Source organism: Candidatus Neomarinimicrobiota bacterium (assembly GCA_021157965.1).
In the GTDB taxonomy this organism is placed as follows: Bacteria; Fidelibacterota; Fidelibacteria; order Fidelibacterales; family Fidelibacteraceae; genus Fidelibacter.
The window spans coordinates 1-18,907 of the sequence record JAGGVO010000032.1 but is presented as its reverse complement, the minus strand read 5'-3'; the positions used below and the strand labels follow the sequence as shown (position 1 = coordinate 18,907).

Here is an 18,907-nt window from a genome sequence, read left to right as displayed (position 1 = left end):
CAGAGAAAGAAATTCAGCCTCTGATAAAGAAACACGGCTGGAAAGTCCGGTATGTGGACGGAAAAGGCTGGCGACGCGTGGTGCCGTCACCCCAACCGGTAAAGGTTATCAATTCCCGCCTTATCCGTCATCTGATTGACGGCGGTGCCATCGTCATTGCTGCCGGAGGCGGGGGTATCCCCGTTTATTATGACGAAAAGGGGCATCTGGAGGGTTTTGATGCGGTGATTGATAAAGATCTGGCAAGTGCCGTACTGGCTGACGAAATCAGAGCTGATGAACTTTTTATACTCACGGGAGTGGATCAGGTCGCCATTCATTTCGGTACACCTCAGGAAACATATCTTTCAAAAATCACCCTTTCCGAAGCGAAGAAATTTGATCGGGAGGGACATTTTCCTCCCGGATCCATGGGGCCCAAAATCCATGGAGCGATACATTTTCTTGAACAAGGTGGAAAATCGGTCACAATTACTTCCCTGGACCGGATTGAAGATGCCCTGAATGGTTTGGCCGGAACGCGCATCATCCCCGACTGATTGACAGGAGGATTTATGAAGATACACGAATATCAGGCAAAGGAACTCTTTCAAAAATATCATATTCCCGTTCCCCGGGGTGATATTGCCAGGACTGTTGAAAAAGCCCGCTCCGTTGCCGAATGGCTTGGAACAAATACATTCGTTGTCAAAGCACAGGTCCATGCCGGTGGGCGGGGACAGGCCGGCGGTGTGAGAATTGTTCATACGGCTGATGAGGTCGCTGATACAAGTCGCGAATTGCTGGGGAAAAGTCTGATCACACATCAGACCGGAGGAGGTGGAAAAAAAATCCGAACCCTTCTTGTAGAAGAGGGAATACATATCCGGAAGGAATTTTATGTAAGTATGATTACTGACCGGTCCTCGGGGAAAAACATCCTGATGGCATCCACGGAGGGGGGGATGGATATCGAAAAGGTAGCGAAGGAGTCACCGGGGAAAATCCATATCGAACCCATTCATCCTGCAACAGGATTGCTCCCTTTTCAAAAACGCCGGCTTGAGGAGGCTCTTAAACTCTCCCGTCAGGAAGGGGAAATGGCGGGAAAGATTTTTGAAAACCTGATACGGCTCTATACGGAGCTGGATGCTTCTCTGGTGGAAATCAATCCCCTGGTACTGACCGATGAATCTTTTTTAATTGCTCTTGATGCCAAAATTAATTTTGATGAAAACGCTCTGTATCGGCATAAAGAGCTGGCGATTTATAAGGACACATCAGATTTGGAAGAGGGTGAACGAATCGCTGAAGATGCCGGTTTAAGTTATATCCCTCTGACGGGAAATGTAGGGTGCATGGTGAATGGGGCCGGTCTGGCCATGGCGACGATGGACATCATTAAACACTATGGTGGAAATCCGGCTAATTTTCTGGATATTGGCGGAGGAGCCAGCGTCGAAACTGTGGCAAAAGGATTTCAGATTATCGTCTCAGATCCCGGTGTTAAGGCAATTCTTATCAATATTTTCGGTGGGATTGTCCGGTGTGACCGTGTTGCCCGGGGGATTATTGAAGCGCTCAATACCGTGGATGTTCACATTCCGGTGGTGGTACGACTCAGGGGAACCAACTCCGAAGAAGCCGCCACATTGCTCAGGGAGAGTCCCCTCTCATTTATTGTGGCGGATACTCTGGCGGATGCGGCGCAAAAGGTTGTTCGGGCAACTGAAGAAAGAGGAGAAAAATCATGAGTATTATACTGGATACATCCTCCCGGATTGTCGTACAGGGAATTACGGGTAAAGAGGGTCAGTTTCATACGGCACAGATGCTGGAATATGGCACGCAGGTTGTTGCCGGTGTAACGCCCGGAAAAGGTGGAAACACCGAGCAGGGTGTTCCCGTTTTCAATACAGTGCAGGAAGCCGTCGATAAAGAAGGAGCCAATGTATCCATCCTCTTTGTCCCGCCACCCTTTGCCGCAGATGGTATTATGGAGGCGGCAGCTGCAGGGGTGGACTGGATTATCTGCGTGACAGAGGGGATTCCTGTCCAGGATATGATAAAAGTTAAAACTTTTTTAAAAGATACCTCTGCAAGACTTATCGGCCCGAACAGTCCGGGTGTGATTTCACCGGGGAAATCCAAAGCGGGTATCATGCCCGGATTTATTCATAAAGAGGGAAGTATAGGCATTCTCAGCCGGTCCGGAACTCTGACGTATGAAGCCGTTGCCCAGGTTGTTGAAGAAGGATTTGGGCAATCCACAGCCGTTGGTATTGGCGGCGACCCGATTATTGGTACCCGGTACACGGACCTTTTGCAGCTTTTCGAAGAGGACGATCAAACAGAAGCCGTTCTCATGATTGGTGAAATTGGAGGAACAGCAGAAGAAGAGGCTGCTGATTGGGCGAAAAATCATTTTACAAAGCCCCTTGCGGCATTTATTGCCGGACAAACTGCCCCGCCCGGAAAACGGATGGGTCATGCCGGTGCCATTATCAGCGGTGGAAAAGGGAAGGCTTCCGATAAAATGAAGCAGCTTCAGGAAGCAGGAATCTGCGTCATTGAAAATCCTGCTCTGATGGGAAAAACACTCCATGATCAGATAAAGGAAAGGAAGTAGAATGGATTATACACTGTGTATTATCAAACCTGACGCCGTTTTAAAAGGATATACCGGCAAAATCATGGATGATTGTATTCAGGCCGGATTTGTGATTCATGGAATACGTAAGGTGCAGTTGACAGAAAAACAGGCGAAGAGTTTCTACAAGATACACAAACACAAACCTTTTTTCAAACCCCTGATTGAGTTCATGACAAGCGGTCCTTCCGTTGCCCTCGTGCTGGAAAAAGAAAATGCCGTGGATGCATTCAGGGCTATCATCGGTGAAACAGATGCCCGGAAAGCAGAAGAAGGGACCATCCGGCATAAATATGGAGAAGATAACCGACGAAACGCAGTGCATGGCTCCGATTCCCCGGAAAATGCAAAAAAAGAAATTGCTTTTTTCTTTGCAAATATTGACCTTATTTAATAGTATTCATTATCTAACAGGAGGTTATCATGAAAAAGGTCCTTTTTGCTATAGTTTTGCTTTTAGGAGTTTTGCTGATTTTTTCCGCATGTGCCAAGAAATATCACGGTACGGTTGGTGAACCCATTGATGTTACCATTCAGAAAGACACGGAAAACGTGACCCAGTTTCAGTGGGCATTTAAGAAAAAACCGGCTGAATCCCGTTTGGATCCCCGTGATTTTGAACCTTCGGATTACGCGGAAGCGGTAACCTTCGTCCCGGATGTCCCCGGAACTTATGAAGTAATCGTTGTGATGATTGATGAAACCGGCAAAGAAACGGATGAGAGCTTTATTTATGAAATCACATTGGCCGGAGAGACAGAAGAGGAAACCTCCGAAGTGGTTGAAGAAAAACCGGTTGAACCTGAAAAACCTGCTGAAGTGACGGAAGAGGAGACCTGGCAACCTGCACCTGAGCCGACAGCTGAACAGAAAAAATCTTTCAAACCGCCTGTAAGCAAACCATCACCTAATATGTCCGCCCAGGAAGCAGCCAACAGAATTCCCAGTGATAAAAGCCGGTATACAATCCAGGTATCCAGTTGGACCAGTTACAAAACGGCTCAAAAAGCCATGAAGGAACTGCAGGATGCCGGATTTGATGCGTATATCCAGAATGCTTACCTGAGTCATACGGATAAGGTGTGGTACCGGGTGCGTGTAGGGAATTTTACAAACCGGGCCGATGCACGGAAAGTGGCTGAACAGATTAAGGAAAAAACCGGACAGGATACCTGGATTGATTATATGCGCAAAGATTACTAAAACCCACAGTGTTGTGTAAGGTTTACTTTCCGTCTTGACTCTTATTCAAGGATATAATAATTTAACCGGCTAATGGAAATATTGCTCTCACATATTTCCCATGAGGAAAAGCTCTTTGAATTTGATGAGCGATCGGCAGCCATTGGACTCCCGGAACAGTTCGGACGGGTTACTGCATCCATCTACATCTATGCACTGGGTCAAAAATATTTTGCCCGGGGGACACTGGAGGTGGATGTCCGCCTGACCTGCGATATCTGTCTGGATGAATTCGAACGCCACTTTAAAGAGCATTTTGAAGTGGTGGTAGACAGTGGTCCGGTACCGGAAGTTCCCGATGAGGAGGAAGTCCTTTATATTTCCCCGAAAACACTGAGTATCGATTTCAGTGATTTTGTCCGCGATCAGCTTTTACTGGCTTTGCCGATACAGAAACGGTGCCGTCCTGATTGTAAGGGGCTATGTCCTGTATGCGGAGCTAACCTGAACAGGGAAACCTGTTCCCATGAATCAAGCAGTCCGGATCCCCGGTGGGACAAACTGAGAGCATTAAAAATGAAAATTGAAAATTCGGAGAATTAGATGGCGAATCCTAAAAGAAGACATTCTCATGCACGGAGTGCAAAAAGGCGGACACACTATACGGTGGATGCCCCTGCCTATCAGAACTGTCCCCAATGCGGACACGCAAAATTACCCCATCATGTGTGTCCCAACTGTGGTTATTATAAAGGGAGACCGGTGATTACACCGAAAGAAAGTTAATGATGACTTTTTTCTCCATAGATCAACGATAAAAAACAGTGAAGCGGATTATTATCCGCTTTTCTGTTTGTATGTTGCACAGAGGAGACGTACAATGGATTCCACATTAAAAACCGCCCTTGTCTTTCCCGGCCAGGCCTCTCAAGTTGTCGGGATGGGGCGGGATCTCTATCGGGCTTTTCCCCCGGCAAAGAAAATGTTTGATTCAGCGAATGACATTGTCGGATATGATTTAGTTGATAAATGTTTCAACGGACCACTTTCCGATTTAACTCAGACCCGAATTACCCAGCCTGCAATTTATACTGTTTCGTCAGTCTTGTTTACACTTATGAAAAAATTAGATTTTCCCTATCATGCGACGGCCGGACACAGCCTTGGTGAATATTCCGCTCTCTATGCTGCCGGTGTATTTTCTTTTGAGGATGGACTCCGTCTTGTCAACGTCCGTGGTGAAGCCATGCAAATTGCCGGAGAACAAAATCCCGGAGCCATGGCCGCTATATTGAAACTGGAAAGGGAAAAGGTTGAAGAAGCCTGTCAGCAGGCGACAAAATATGGGCGTGCCCAAATTGCCAATATCAATTCACCGGGGCAAATTGTCATTTCCGGTGATGTGGAAGCGGTCCAGGCAGCCATGAAAATTGCAAAAGAACTGGGTGCAACCCGGGCTATTCAGCTTGATGTCAGCGGTGCTTTTCATTCCCATCTGATGGCTCCGGCCAAAGATACATTGGAAAAAATCATATATGATATTCCATTCCATACGCCGAATATCCCGGTGTATTGCAATGTGAATGGACACATCGCTGAAACACCTGATGAAATCAGAAAAAATCTCATTAACCAAATTGAAAACCCCGTCCTTTTTGTGGATCAGATTAACCGGATGATTGCCGACGGACATGAGTGCTTTGTTGAGGTAGGACCGGGCAAGGTGCTTCAGGGACTGATTCACCGTATCAATCCGGATGTGGAAGTAAAGGGGGTCTCAGAATGTCCGGACCTTCAGGATTTGTGCGGGGATCTGGCGGTGCTGGAACATGAAGAGTGATTTGAAAGACAAAAATATCCTGATATCGGGAGGTAGCCGGGGCATCGGCTATGACGTTGCCGAGCATTTTCTTAAATCCGGTTCCCATGTTATTATCGTGGGGAAAAATCCTGAGCGGCTTTCGGCAGCTGCCGAAAATTTATCAATATATGGACCTGTAACACCTATGCAATGTGATATTTCCGAATCCATGAAGGTTGACACTTTATTTGCAGAAATAAAGTCCCGTTTTACCACGCTGGATTGTTTGGTGAATGCTGCAGGGATTACTCGGGATCAACTGGCTGTCCGAATGAAAGATAGTGACTGGGATGCTGTGATACGTGTAAATTTGAATGGAACATTTTATATGTGTCGCAGGGCTATTCGGATGATGATGGCACAACATGGCGGATCTGTAATAAATATCAGTTCGGTTGTAGGACTCCACGGTAATGTGGGGCAAGCCAATTACAGTGCCTCTAAGGCCGGTGTGATTGCCCTGACCAAAACCCTGGCGCGGGAAGTCGCCGGAAAAAATATTCGCGTTAATGTAATTGCCCCGGGTTTTATCGAGACCGATATGACCAAAGATTTGCCCGATCAGGTAAAAGAAAATTTCTTAAATTCCATTCCCATGAAACGTTTTGGGTTACCCCGGGATGTTTCCGGCCTGGCAATTTTTCTTGCCTCGGAAGATGCCGCTTATATTACCGGACAGACTTTTGTGGTGGATGGCGGCCTGTCGATGTGACGAACCCGGAAGTGCAATAAACTGTAGATACACGAAGGAGATAAACATGGCTCATGTGACTTTTGAAGAACTGAAAACCAAAGTAGCTGAAAAGTTAAATATCGACGAAAAAAAAATTACACCGGAAGCCCGCTTTATTGAAGATCTGGAAGCGGATTCTCTGGATACCGTGGAATTGATCATGTTTCTGGAAGAGGAATATGGCATTACCATCTCCGATGAAGATGTAGACAAACTCAAATCTGTTGGTGATGTTTTTCTCTACCTCCAGACGAACGTCTGAACGAACCTGATACACAGTCCATATTTTCTGTGCACGGCCTTCCAGGATTATGTCAATGACATCACAATCCCTGTTTCGTAAAATTTCCCATAAAATTTCCCGTTTGCTTTCCCGGGACAAGAAAGCCTGTCTGGGAGATAAAATTTACCGTTTGTTTCCCTATCGTTTCCAGGATCCGGATCTCTTAAATCAAGCTTTTTTACATGCTTCGGCTATTGATCCCGAAACCCAGACCCGTGATGATAGTTATGAGCGATTGGAATTTCTGGGTGATGCCGTACTGGAACTTGTAGTCAGCCGTTTTCTTTTCCATAAATTTCCCGATTATTCCGAAGGGAAGCTGACGCAGATGCGTTCAAAACTGGTTAACCGTACCACACTGTCTAAGGTCTCTACGAAACTGGGCTTTGGAGATCTCATGATTTTAGGAAGGGGAGGAGAAAAGGATAATTTGCGGACCCTCCATTCTGTGTTGTCAGATCTTTATGAATCTTTTACCGGTGCCTTGTATCTGGATGGCGGATATCAGGTTGCCTCTGATTTTATCCATCAGACCTTGCTGATTAACCATCATAAGTACATACCTGCCCCGGATACACAGAATTATAAAGGCAACCTGTATGAATATTGCCAGAAAAACGGTTTGCCCGAACCGGTTTTTAAAGTGATCAGCGAAAACGGACCAGAACACGGGAAGGATTTTGAAATCAGTGTCATCGTAAATGGCGAAGTGTATGGTACGGGGACAGGTAAAAATAAAAAGTCTGCAGCTCAGGAGGCGGCACGATTTGCCCTGGGACGTATCAGGGAAGAAGAAAAAAATCAGTCGTCATCCTGAAGTCCTGTATTTTCAGTGATAAGTGATTCTCCAAAACGCTTTTCCCAGTCGGGGAAAAATGAGATGAAACTCTCTTTTAATGCAGAGTAAATATCCTGACGTTTATCCATTTTTAGTAATTTTTGGACCAAATTCTGCAATTCCTTGAATGATAAACCCCGGATTATTTCGCGAACAGGTCCGAGAAAAATGGGACTCACACTCAGCATGTCGATATTAAGGCCGACCAAAAATAAAATGGACAGGGGATCTCCGGCCATTTCACCACACACGGATACGGGAACTTCATGATGATGCCCCGAACGTATAATCCACTGAATCGTCCGTATCATGACGGGATCATAATGACAATAAATGTGATTTACTTTCTCATTGCCCCGGTCTACTGCCAGCATGTATTGGATGAGGTCATTGGTTCCTATGGAGATAAAATCGACTTTTTCGGCGAGTTTATCCATCATGAGGGCTGCTGAAGGGACTTCAATCAGGATGCCGATTTCGCAGTTTTCATCAAAGGGGACCTTTTCTTTGCGTAATATCTCTTTTGCTGTTTCAAAATGATGAATAGCCAGTTCCAGCTCTTCCAGTTGCGAAATCATGGGAAACATGATTTGTACTTTTCCATAGTGTGATGCCCGGAGCATGGCTTTCAGCTGGGTGATAAAAATGTCCGGCCGGTCCAGGCAGATCCGGATAGCCCGGTATCCCATATTCGGGTTATCTTCGTGAAGCAATTCCTGCTCAAGAATAGAGGCGATTTTGTCGCCACCCAAATCAATGGTTCGCAATACGACAGGCTTGTTTTTAAGAAAACGAACCATGGTGACATATTCCTGAAAAAGTTCATCTTCCGTAGGCAGAGTGTGCTTCATTAAATACAAATACTCACTTCTGTATAACCCGATCCCCTGACCGCCAAATTCTTCCAGTCCTTTCAATTCAACAGGAAGACTGACGTTTGCCGCCAGATGCACCGTTTTTCCGTCCGTCGTGACTGTCCTGTCATTCTTATGTTCGGCATAATACGTGCTCAGCTTTTGTAGGCGTTTGATCTGATGTTTATAAAGATGCTCCGTTTCATGGTCGGGATGAATAATCAGTTCACCCTTGTATCCGTCAACAATCAGGGTTTCACCGGACAAGGTGTCGTTTGCAATATTGGGAACCCCCACGATCATGGGTATTTTCAGTGATCTTGCTAAAATGGATGTGTGTGAGGTGGCTCCGCCGAGTTCAGAAACAAATCCCTGGACATTACCGTCGGATAAGATGATGATATCACCGGGCATAAGATATTTCGTAATTAAAATAACCGGCTCATCGCTATGATTGGATAAGGGTTCGACGGTTTCAGACAGGAGGACCCGCAGTACGCGCTGTTTAACATCCCTGATATCCAGAATTCTCTCTTGGAAGAAAGCCGATTCGCCGTCATCCAGCATTTGAATATAAACGTTCATGACCCCCCGGTAGGCAATGGGGACATGCACCAGGTTCTCCCTCATGTAGTTCCTGACCTCGTCATCAATATGATGATCCATTAGAATGGAGATCTGGGCATTGATCAGCTCGGCGTAATTGGATCCCAGGCGTTTTTCAATATGTTCACGAATTTGTTCAAGCTCACTCAGAACCGTATTCCGTGCCTCGTTCAGGCGCTCCATTTCCGAGTCAATATCATTCAATGAGATTTTTGTTTTGGGAATAAAATCGATTTCATGGGGACGATAAATCAGAGCTTTGCCAATGGCAATGCCTGGTGCGGCTGTGATTCCTTTGATTCTTTCGTTGGATACTGTCACTATTCTTCCGTCATACCAAATTTGTTGTTTGCCAGTTCAACGATGGCTTTGACCGCCTCTTCTTCATCTTCCCCATCTGCCTGAACTTTCAGTGTAGTCCCTTTTTCGGCTGCTAAGACCAGAATACCGAGGATCGATTTAGCATTGATTCGTTTCTCTCCACGACTTAAGAATATATCGGAACTGAATTTGGAAGCCAGTCCAACCAGTGCTGTTGCCGGTCTGGCGTGAAGTCCCTGTTTGTTTTTAATTTGAAATTCTGCTTCTGTCATTATTTGGTCCTGCTCATAATGAATGATGTGAATGAGCGAATGAGCTTTTTCTGACTGTCCGGTAATTTTCCGGCCAGCCTGTAAGCCCTGTCAATTTCCTGTTCAATTCGTTCTTCGGTTTTTCTCACCGCGCCCAGCGATTCGAAAAAGTCCCTGATTCTGCTTATGCCATTTTTGGAAATATAGTCAGGTGTCAGCATAGAATCAAGATGGCTTCTCTCTTTTTCATTGCACAGGGAGTAAGCCGTAAGCAAAAGGAATGTCTTCTTCTTCTCAATCAGATCACTTCCCAGACTTTTTCCCATATTTTCCGGATTACTGGTGAGTTCCAGTAAGTCATCCTGCAACTGAAAGGCTCTTCCGGTTGCAAGAATCACCGCTTCAATGATCTGAATATCCTCCTCACCGGCATTTCCCAGCAACGCCCCGATCTGAGCTGCTCCACTGAGTAAGCGGCCGGTTTTTAATTCAATCATCTGAAGATAATCTTCAATCCGGACTGTTTCCGATGGCTCAAAGGATAAATCGTAGCTCTGGCCTTCACAAACGTGGAGGATGGATTGGATAAATACCGGCAGGATGGCGTTTCGGACAGACAGGTCACTCTTTAAGATTGTCTGAAATGCCAGGGTGAATAATGCATCTCCGGAAAGGATGCCGGTATTAATATCCCATTGGACGTGGATGGCCGGTTTGCCGTGGCGCATGTTGTCATTATCCATAATATCATCATGAATCAGTGAAAAAAGATGGATCATTTCAACCGCCATGGCGGGAAAACGAGAGCTTTCCCGACTGATTCCGTAACTGTCTGCCATAGCTGCCAATAAAGCAGGTCTGATCCGTTTTCCTCCGGCATGGAAAGCGTAGCGGATGGGACCATATAAATCTTCGGGTTTTTCCGGTAAGAGACAAGCATTCAACTGATCATTGAACCAGGAAACATATTGCCCGTAGTATCTTTTAAAATCAGTCACGGTTTTGTCTCAATATATTTGGGTTGTTTCGGAATGTTGTTAATGTGGAACACCCGGTTAAATACATAATTTGCTTTAATACTGTCCTCATGTGCCGAAGGGTGTTAAGGATGCCTTCCCTGCCATTTTTATGATAAGCCTGATACACGGTATTGGCAGAAGAGCAGAGACGAGCGCCCAGAGCAATTCCTTTTGCCACATCGTGCCCCGTATGGATTCCTCCACCGGCAATACAGAACATCCCGGGACATATCTCCAGGGCCGTTTTCAGACAATGGGCTGTTGAAAGTCCCCAGGTATCAAAAGGATCCTTTTCCGTAACATCTCCTTTTCGCAATCGTTCAGCCTTGGCCCAGGAAGTGCCTCCCCGCCCTCCAAGATCCAAAAAACGGATGCCGGTTTGCCATAATTGCCGGATATCATTCCCGGAAAATCCATGACCTACCTGTTTGGCAATGATGGGAATATCCGATTCTTCAATAAGACAACTCAGCGCATCCGTGATACCCGTGAAGTCTGTGTCCCCTTCCGGCTGTATCAACTCCTGAATTTTGTTGAAATGGACTGCTATGGCATCAAACTGTCCGTCCCGGGTGAGTGCCGGTAATTTTCTTCTGAGATGTGGATCCCTGAGCTGAGTGATGCCGATATTACTGATGAGTGGAATGTCTGGAGCAATCTTTCGAAGCTGCTGTAAGACTGAAAGGCCTTCATGATTTTCCAGAAAACTTCGGACTGATCCGATTCCAAGAGGGATTTTTTCAATTTCAGCACACTCTGCCAAAGCTTCGTTAAGTTTATTCCCTTCCTCCGATCCTCCGGATATGGCTGCAATCATCAACGGAAAAGAGATGGAATAGCCCAGAAATGAAAGGGATGTATCCACACGGTCATATTGGATCCCGGCTGTTTCTGCCGGAACCCAGTCCCAGTTTTCAAACCCGTTTGTTGACCCTGTCACGGATAAATCAAACCGTTTGAATAATTCCAGGTGTTCGTCTTTCCGTTCCCGTGTGCTCATTATTGCTCTCGTAAATTTTTCCCTGAAGAAACAAACGGGGATTCATGATCCCCGCAGTAATGATCATTCTTCTTTTAAAGTTCCGAATTCCGCCAGTTTATTCATTATGAGATTTTGGATTTCTTTCAGCCTTTTTTCGGTCCGGGCTTCAAAACGCACAACAATGATGGGTTGTGTATTGGATGCTCTCACAAGTCCCCACCCATCTTCAAATTTCACCCGGACACCATCTACAGTGATACAATCGTAGCGCTGACTGAAATAGTCCACAGCTTTTTTCGCTATCTCAAACTTGGCTGTATCCGATTCAGCCGCCAGGCGGATTTCCGGGGTAGAGACAAATTTGGGGAGTTCGTCATAATAAGCATAGAGGGGTTTATCGGAACGTGATAAAAGCTGCGCAAAGCGTACTGCTACATAAATAGCATCGTCGTAGCCGTAATATCCGTCTTTGATAAAGATATGGCCGCTCATTTCTCCGCCAAAGGGAGCGCCTGAATCCAGCATCTTCTGTTTCAGCAGACTGTGTCCTGTTTTCCACATGAGTGGTTCACCGCCCAACCGGCGGATTTCGTCTTCCAGAACCTGTGAACACTTTACATCAAATACAATGGGTGTCCCCGGTTTTTTTATCATTTCCCGGAGGAATATACTCATCACCTGATCCGCCCAGATAATGCGGCCCTTATCGTCAACCACCCCGATCCGGTCAGCATCACCGTCAAAGGCAACACCCAGGTCATATTTTCCCGTTGCCATCATTTTCATTAAATCTTTTACATTTTTTTCTACTGTGGGATCCGGATGATGATTGGGAAAAGAAGGATCCACATCACAATAGAGTTCTGTCACCTCTGCGCCAAGGCGGCGAAAAAGTTCCGGGGCAACCATACCACCGGCAGCGTTTCCTGAATCGAGAACGACTTTCAACGGTCTTTCCAGTGTAATGCCCTGTGTAACTTCTTCAATATATTCTTCTTTAATCCGGTTATCCTCCGACAACTTTCCTTTGCCGGTTTCAAAATCCTTCTGTTCGATCAGTTTCCGGATTTCCTGAATTCGTTCGCCGAAGAAAGCCTTTTTCTGGTAGGATAATTTAAAACCGTTGAATTCAGGAGGATTGTGACTTCCTGTAATCTGTACACCGGCATCCACATCCCGCTTGAACAGACTGTAATAGTTGAGGGGTGTCGGGAGGATTCCGATATCAATCACATCAATACCGGTGGATAAAACACCTTTTGCAAAGAGTTTTTTCAGGCGGGGGGTTGTATCGCGGACATCACCGCTCAGATTCATGGATTTGGCACCGTGACGCACCAGCCAGGTTCCGAAACCCTTCCCCAAATTGATAACGACTTCATCCGTGAAGTCCTCCTGAACGATTCCCCTGATGTCATACTCCCGAAAGATAAAAGGATTCATGATTCTCTCCGTTTTTTCATACTTTTCATATTAAGTTAATTTAAGAAATCCTGATTGTTTAGACAGTAATTTTATGGGAGAGTGGAAGAACGGAAGGGCGGAAGGAGGATGGAGAGAGGGCTACATGATAGAATTTTTCCGGTTACCAATCCTCAGATCAAACCAATCATTTTTAAAAAGTTTGCACCTCGATATGTCCACCGTCCATCGGGCAGACGGCCTCCTCGGTGACCGGGTGCCGCTTTGCGGCTGGTGTGTTTGCATGGATCAGCGGGTGTTGGGGGCTTGGGAACTGACGATTGGTGACTGATGACGCCACAATCCCCCGGACTGAAGTCCGGGATTTTTCTTTTTCTTTTGTTCTTTATCTGAATTTGAAAAACTTTGAGCCTTTTTACAGAAAGAAAATTACACTACCCTGGTAGGTTTTGTTAAATTATTTACTCTCTCAATTATCCAGACTTAATATTCAATATTCCTTATTTATTGCTAAAATCTTTTTTCCAGACAGGGTCTAACAGCTTCGCAAGTTCTTCATCATATTTTATCATTTGTTGATGATACTCTTTGCTTTTCAAAGCCTCTTCTGTCGGTTCATCCATTCGTTTACCTAAAGTTCTCAAAAGATTGCGGAAGAAGCAGTAATGAGCATATTTTTCTGCTGAAAAGGTAGTCTTGTCATCATAGGTGTTTGCTTTTCGGATTTTGTTGTCGATGATAGGAACAGCCATCTTCCTTACTGAACTATTATTAATCATCATCATGCATAACTCGGTTATTCCTAATTTTGCCAGATCTTTTGTGTTCATAATTTTTTCCTCCTTTGAACAGTTTGTTATTTTGTTAAAAGTTTGTTTTCACAGAAAGCTTTTTGAGCGGCTTTATAGCCGATATCGATTATTTCCCTGGCTTTGTAGAAATCAAAAAAACCAGCAAAAGGGATATTTGGTTCAATCAATATGTCAGATCGATACGTTTCGATGGTAAGTTGCGCCAATTTCCTTTGGGTAATATAAATAGAAAGGCTTCCTATCTTTTTTAAATTAGGAATCCTGTAAGTCCTTTTCTTATTAAACAACCGTTCGAACCATTTAGCATCGAGGTTTAGAACATCCAAATATTTCCCTATCGCAGATGCCTTGTCTGTCCCGCCTTTGCGGAATGCCTGTAAAATTGGATTATCCTTCTGCCGGTTATTTGGAATTATCCTATCCAATGATGGCATCACGTTTACAGCTATGACAAAATCAGCCCCCATGTTTTGGACGACGTTGATAGGGAGAGGATTAACTAAACCGCCATCAACCAATATTTTGTCTTCGTGAATTACCGGCTGGAAAATGATCGGCACTGAAATACTGGCTCGGATTGCCTCAACCAGATACCCTTTGTTAAAAGTAATTTCCTGTCCGGTGAAAATATCAGTCCCTGTCGCTGCAAAAGGAATTTTAAGATTTTCAATTTCTATATCTCCGACTATATCTTTTAGAAATTCTTTTACTTTTGATCCGCTTATCAGACCGGATTTCGAAATAGTCGGTCTAAAATATTTCACCGATGAAGCCAAATCGGTTTTGAGTGCAATAGATTCAATTTCATTAATGCTTACTCCCGCGGCATAAGCGCCACCAATCATGGCGCCGATACTACTGCCAGCGATAAAATCAATCCTGATGCCGTGTTCTTCGAGGTATTTAATGACACCGATATGAGACAGTCCTTTTGCCGATCCACTACCAAGAACCAAACCGACTTTTTTATTTTCAAGAAATTTGCCAATCATATTACTTTATCTGTTCCTGAAAATTGTTATTACAAGCCACAGCCCAAAAAAAGCGGCGATGAGATAGCCGAAAATTCCCAAAACGGACAAATCATGGATTTGCGGACCCTTTTCACTATGCGCTATCAGCGAAGAGCCGATAATAAGTGCGGCAACGATTAAACTAAACGATAGACGATTACCAGTGCGGTTCAATCCCGCGATAAGATTATCCAGGCCGCGATGCTCAAACTGGATTTTGATCTCACCGGTTTTCACTTTTGCTGTAATCACCCTGATTTCAGAGGGTAATATTTTGAAGAGACGGATAAATTCATCGAGAGTGTCGGAAAAATCCCGTAAATGTCGGCGAGGATCCAGTTTACGAATCATCATTTTTTCCACATAAGGTTTCGCCAGAGAAACCATGTCAAATTCCGGATCCAATGTTCGACCGACGCTTTCCTCGGTGACCAGGGCTTTTCCCATTAACGTCAATTCAGCGGGCAATTGAATATGATGATTTCGCATAATCGCGATTATTTCATTGAGGATTTTTCCTATATCCAACTGGAATAAAGGCACCTGATAATAACGGTCGAGGAAATCTGATAAATCTATTTTTAAATTCCGAATATCCAGTGCATTTTCCATTATCCCAAGATTGACCAGGACGCTGATGATCTTTTTTACATCTTTTTTCACAAATGCTGTGAGTAATGCCCCCACAGCTTCCATTTCTTCTTCATCCAGACTGCCCACCATTCCGAAATCCAACGGAGCAATTATGTTGTCTGGCAAGACAAAAATATTTCCCGGATGCGGATCGGCATGAAAAAAGCCGTACTCGAAAATTTGTTTTAAAACCAATTGCGCGCCGTTGATGGCAATTATTTTTTTATTCAATCCGGACGCTTCCAGCTCGTCTACTTTCGAAATCTTAATCCCGTCAATATATTCCATCGTCAGAATTCGATCAGTCGTCAGCTCCCAATAAACCTTCGGTATATAGACTGTTTTATCATCTGCAAAATTTTTATGGAACCGCTCAATATTCTGTCCTTCCCGATAAAAATTGAGTTCGCTCTGAATTGTTTTCGAAAATTCACTGACGATTCTGCATGGAGAAAACAGATGACTTTCCTGGACGTTCTTTTCAATCAATTTCGCTAAATCAGACAGAATACGCAGATCGGTGTCGATCATGTTCTGTATATTCGGACGTTGAATCTTGATGATCACCTGTTCATGAGTGTTGGTCATCGCACGGTGGACCTGGGCAATTGAAGCCGACGCTATCGGTGTTGCATCAAAAGATGAGTATAATTCCTCAACGGATTTTCCCAGCTGCGTTTCAATTTCCTCGATCGCCTGTTCACCTGAAAATGGAGGAACATTGTCCTGTAGCTTTTTAAATTCTTCAATAAAGCTTTCCGGTAGCATATCCGGTCGAATACTCAGTACCTGTCCAAATTTGACAAAAGTCGGTCCCAATTCTTCAAAAGCCATGCGCAGACGCGCGGCAATCGAAATTTTTTCGAACTGACTCTTCTTAATATTTTTATATTTAACTGCTTGGATAAAATAATCGAGACTGAGCCGGCTGATAATATCGCCAAATCCATACCGGACAAATACGGATATAATTTGGTGATAGCGTTTTAGATTGCGATAGTTGCGGATTAATCTGTTTGACGGCATTCAATTGTACCTGTAATAGTGATTCATAGCCTGCTTAATTCACAAACCACAGATTTCACTCCGGAGAAGGCCCTCCGGGTCAGAGGACACAGAGTAAATTTTTTGATTTGTTTTGATCTTGTTCATTCTCACCTCATTATGGATTAACTAATTGTTAATAATAATTCTCGGCGATCTCCGCGTACTCTGCGGTGAATAACTCAGGATAGATGCACTGATTACTGATTCTTCAGTTCATCGATCTTTTTCTCTAATCTCTCAATATCTTTCCGCGAAGCAAGGTCTAATTTCTCGATGGTATTCTTAACTACTGTACTCACTTTTTCATTGAATGCCTTTTCCTGCTCCTGGGCTTTCATCAGTAAATCGCGAATGGCTTTGGACCGCTCACCTTCGGTCAATTCACCCTTTTTGATGAGTTCATCGACGATTTGCTCGACTTTCTCTTTAGTGATTGTAACGGCGCCCAGACCCATAAGCACTGCTTTTTTGAATAAATCAAACATCGATAATTCCTCCTTTGGTTTAGTCTCGCCGGGGCGGGACATGAATAATTAATTGGGTAAGCTCATCAAAACTTTATTTGCTTCATTATATCCAATTTCAATGGCATCTTTTCCCCGATAAAACTCATACAAATTGATATTTCTGGTATCCGGCTTGATGACTAAATCTGGTTTGTATAGTTCTATTTGAAGTCGCGCGATAACATCCTGGGCTATATGTAAAGTATTTTCCGAGATTCTGCCTATTCCCAGAGTTTTCGAGTTATTTTCCGTTTCAATTAGGGCTTTCTTGGGCTCTTTCACTTTATTACTATCAATTTTAAGCTGCTTTGTTAGCCATTCACTGGTACTTTTCCAAGTCGCCGACGTCTGCGGTTCGGGATTTTCGATTTGAATATATTCTCCCTTTTCAGAAGCAAGACTGCCGTGAATTACATGCACAGCAATGATGTAATCGGCGCCCATCTCTTTAACAATATCAATAGGCACAGGATCTACCAGTCCGCCATCAACTAATAAAATATCTTGATATTTTACCGGAATAAAAACTAGGGGAATAGAAATACTTGCTCGAACAGCTTCTAATAGACTCCCTCTGTTTATGATATATAATTTACCCGTAGAAATATCCGCGGCTGTAGCGGCAAATGGAATGGGACAATCTTCTATTCTTACATCTCCATAAATCGAACCTAAAAATTCTTTGACTCTTTTTCCGTCAACTAAACCAGCTGTCGAGAATCCCGGCACAAACAATTTGGCCACTGTCACCCAATCGGTGTTTATGGCGATTTTTTCGAGGGTGTCAATTGGTATTCCCGATGCGTAAGCAGCGCCGATAAGAGCTCCCATGCTGCTGCCGGCGATATAATCGACTTTTATTCCCGATTCTTCGAGTGCTTTGATAACCCCAATATGAGCAAGTCCCCTGGCAGCACCTCCGCTGAGAGCAAGCCCAATAGATAAAGAATCATCCTGCAGTTTTTTCAATGTAATCTTCGGATTTGCTGTGATAGTTGAGTTGGTGGACACAGTGAATAATATCAATATCAGTAGTTTTATTTTAAGGTGACGAGTATACATAATTGCACTCCTCGATTTCCTTGTTTATAGATATTTCGACCAATTATGTATTTTAGTCGAGTACGTGAGATTTTTTTTATTTGCATATTCCAAACAACATCATATTTGTTAATAAGTCTATTTGCTGTTTATCAATGCTCAACCCTGAATCGGCAATCAGAGATATCTCTATACCACGCAGGGTAATAATGAATATTTTTACAATTTCATGAATATTGATTATAGAAAATATCTTTTTATCAACACCATCCTGGAAAATTGAAGTGAGTACTCGCATTTCATAAGCTATAAAATCAGCGCGGAACTTTTTTATGCTGGGTAAATATTCAAGATATTCATCTCTTAATGCCGAGTACGCTATAGCAAATTTATTCAGATACTCTATTCGGACAGTCATATAAACTCGAAGTCGTTCTTTAGGGTCGGTTATATCTTGAATGTCATTCGCTATAGCATCCTGCATCGTTTTTGCCTCGTTTCGAACAACCTCGTAAAATAGTTGTTCCTTGTCGCGAAAATAGTGATAGAGAGTTGCTTTACCCATGCGCGCTGCCTTGGCTATTTCATCCATTGTGGTCTTGTTAAAGCCAAAGCGAGAAAAGAATTTCTGGGCTACTGCCAGAATTGTTTGTTTTTTTTGATCTCTTTTATTTTTCACATAATCTCTAATATTCGTCCATTTTAGTATTACGGTCGGTATTTAAGATAAATACCAAAAAGTGTCAAGCAATATTTAGCGAAATTTTTGCCACCCTACGTTTTTTACTCCAGTTTGAGTAAAAGTTGATAGATATCCGGTGTCAAAAACTTCTTGTGTGTTTTGATTCACTTGGAAATGGAGAATGGTTAAGTT

22 protein-coding genes are annotated in these 18,907 nt (G+C 43.9%); 11 read left to right on the top strand and 11 right to left on the bottom strand.

The features are described 5' to 3' along the window. The 11 genes from J7K63_03910 to rnc form a co-directional block, all read left to right on the top strand. A partial coding sequence (locus J7K63_03910; protein ID MCD6234169.1) for a carbamate kinase occupies positions 1–539 on the top strand: 539 nt, incomplete at its 5' end. A 15-nt stretch (positions 540–554) separates the two neighbouring features. Beyond that, positions 555–1,733: an ADP-forming succinate--CoA ligase subunit beta gene (gene sucC / locus J7K63_03905; protein ID MCD6234168.1), complete on the top strand. Its 1,179-nt coding sequence runs from the start codon at positions 555–557 to the stop codon at positions 1,731–1,733. Then, a complete protein-coding gene (gene sucD, locus J7K63_03900) occupies positions 1,730–2,608 on the top strand; it encodes a succinate--CoA ligase subunit alpha (protein MCD6234167.1) in 879 nt (292 codons plus the stop codon). The genes sucC and sucD overlap by 4 nt, the downstream gene beginning before the upstream one ends. A 1-nt stretch (position 2,609) precedes the next feature. After that, positions 2,610–3,023 (top strand): nucleoside-diphosphate kinase, encoded by a 414-nt coding sequence (gene ndk / locus J7K63_03895; protein ID MCD6234166.1) that lies wholly within the window; start codon positions 2,610–2,612, stop codon positions 3,021–3,023. 29 nt (positions 3,024–3,052) lie between these two features. Then, entirely contained in the window at positions 3,053–3,832 is a 780-nt protein-coding gene (locus J7K63_03890) for an SPOR domain-containing protein (GenBank protein MCD6234165.1), read from the top strand. Between the two features lie 72 nt (positions 3,833–3,904). Further along, positions 3,905–4,414 carry a DUF177 domain-containing protein gene (locus tag J7K63_03885; protein MCD6234164.1) on the top strand — a complete coding sequence of 170 codons (510 nt, stop codon included), beginning with the start codon at positions 3,905–3,907 and terminating at the stop codon, positions 4,412–4,414. Then, positions 4,415–4,597, top strand: coding sequence for a 50S ribosomal protein L32 (gene rpmF, locus J7K63_03880; protein MCD6234163.1), 183 nt, complete (start codon positions 4,415–4,417; stop codon positions 4,595–4,597). A gap of 94 nt (positions 4,598–4,691) precedes the next feature. Further along, positions 4,692–5,651, top strand: coding sequence for an ACP S-malonyltransferase (gene fabD, locus J7K63_03875; GenBank protein ID MCD6234162.1), 960 nt, complete (start codon positions 4,692–4,694; stop codon positions 5,649–5,651). Next, positions 5,641–6,384: a 3-oxoacyl-[acyl-carrier-protein] reductase gene (gene fabG, locus J7K63_03870; protein MCD6234161.1), complete on the top strand. Its 744-nt coding sequence runs from the start codon at positions 5,641–5,643 to the stop codon at positions 6,382–6,384. Before fabD ends, fabG begins: the two co-directional genes overlap by 11 nt. A gap of 46 nt (positions 6,385–6,430) precedes the next feature. Further along, positions 6,431–6,667 (top strand): acyl carrier protein, encoded by a 237-nt coding sequence (gene acpP / locus J7K63_03865; GenBank protein MCD6234160.1) that lies wholly within the window; start codon positions 6,431–6,433, stop codon positions 6,665–6,667. Between the two features lie 55 nt (positions 6,668–6,722). Then, on the top strand, positions 6,723–7,505 hold the full coding sequence (gene rnc, locus J7K63_03860; GenBank protein ID MCD6234159.1) for a ribonuclease III: 783 nt from the start codon (positions 6,723–6,725) through the stop codon (positions 7,503–7,505). Here rnc and ptsP read toward each other — a convergent pair. The 11 genes from ptsP to J7K63_03805 form a co-directional block, all read right to left on the bottom strand. Further along, complete coding sequence (gene ptsP / locus J7K63_03855; GenBank protein ID MCD6234158.1) at positions 7,490–9,307, bottom strand: phosphoenolpyruvate--protein phosphotransferase; 1,818 nt, start codon at positions 9,305–9,307, stop codon at positions 7,490–7,492. The two genes, rnc and ptsP, sit on opposite strands and share 16 nt — an antisense overlap. Beyond that, positions 9,307–9,579 (bottom strand): HPr family phosphocarrier protein, encoded by a 273-nt coding sequence (locus J7K63_03850; protein MCD6234157.1) that lies wholly within the window; start codon positions 9,577–9,579, stop codon positions 9,307–9,309. The genes ptsP and J7K63_03850 overlap by 1 nt, the downstream gene beginning before the upstream one ends. Next, positions 9,579–10,556 carry a polyprenyl synthetase family protein gene (locus J7K63_03845; protein MCD6234156.1) on the bottom strand — a complete coding sequence of 326 codons (978 nt, stop codon included), beginning with the start codon at positions 10,554–10,556 and terminating at the stop codon, positions 9,579–9,581. Before J7K63_03845 ends, J7K63_03850 begins: the two co-directional genes overlap by 1 nt. After that, positions 10,549–11,577 carry a type 2 isopentenyl-diphosphate Delta-isomerase gene (locus J7K63_03840; GenBank protein MCD6234155.1) on the bottom strand — a complete coding sequence of 343 codons (1,029 nt, stop codon included), beginning with the start codon at positions 11,575–11,577 and terminating at the stop codon, positions 10,549–10,551. The genes J7K63_03845 and J7K63_03840 overlap by 8 nt, the downstream gene beginning before the upstream one ends. Before the next feature lie 63 nt (positions 11,578–11,640). Continuing rightward, the gene (locus J7K63_03835; GenBank protein ID MCD6234154.1) at positions 11,641–13,002 is read right to left on the bottom strand and encodes a phosphomannomutase/phosphoglucomutase; all 1,362 of its coding nucleotides are present in this window, start codon (positions 13,000–13,002) and stop codon (positions 11,641–11,643) included. A 479-nt stretch (positions 13,003–13,481) separates the two neighbouring features. Continuing rightward, positions 13,482–13,811 carry a hypothetical protein gene (locus tag J7K63_03830; GenBank protein ID MCD6234153.1) on the bottom strand — a complete coding sequence of 110 codons (330 nt, stop codon included), beginning with the start codon at positions 13,809–13,811 and terminating at the stop codon, positions 13,482–13,484. 26 nt (positions 13,812–13,837) lie between these two features. Next, entirely contained in the window at positions 13,838–14,785 is a 948-nt protein-coding gene (locus J7K63_03825) for a patatin-like phospholipase family protein (protein ID MCD6234152.1), read from the bottom strand. Positions 14,786–14,791: 6 nt separating this feature from the next. Continuing rightward, positions 14,792–16,465, bottom strand: coding sequence for a 2-polyprenylphenol 6-hydroxylase (gene ubiB / locus J7K63_03820; protein ID MCD6234151.1), 1,674 nt, complete (start codon positions 16,463–16,465; stop codon positions 14,792–14,794). Positions 16,466–16,683: 218 nt separating this feature from the next. After that, positions 16,684–16,971, bottom strand: a complete 288-nt coding sequence (locus J7K63_03815; GenBank protein MCD6234150.1) for a polyhydroxyalkanoate synthesis regulator — start codon at positions 16,969–16,971, stop codon at positions 16,684–16,686. Between the two features lie 48 nt (positions 16,972–17,019). After that, the gene (locus tag J7K63_03810; protein ID MCD6234149.1) at positions 17,020–18,054 is read right to left on the bottom strand and encodes a patatin-like phospholipase family protein; all 1,035 of its coding nucleotides are present in this window, start codon (positions 18,052–18,054) and stop codon (positions 17,020–17,022) included. A 76-nt stretch (positions 18,055–18,130) separates the two neighbouring features. Continuing rightward, positions 18,131–18,712, bottom strand: a complete 582-nt coding sequence (locus J7K63_03805) for a TetR/AcrR family transcriptional regulator (protein MCD6234148.1) — start codon at positions 18,710–18,712, stop codon at positions 18,131–18,133. Positions 18,713–18,907: the final 195 nt, after the last annotated feature.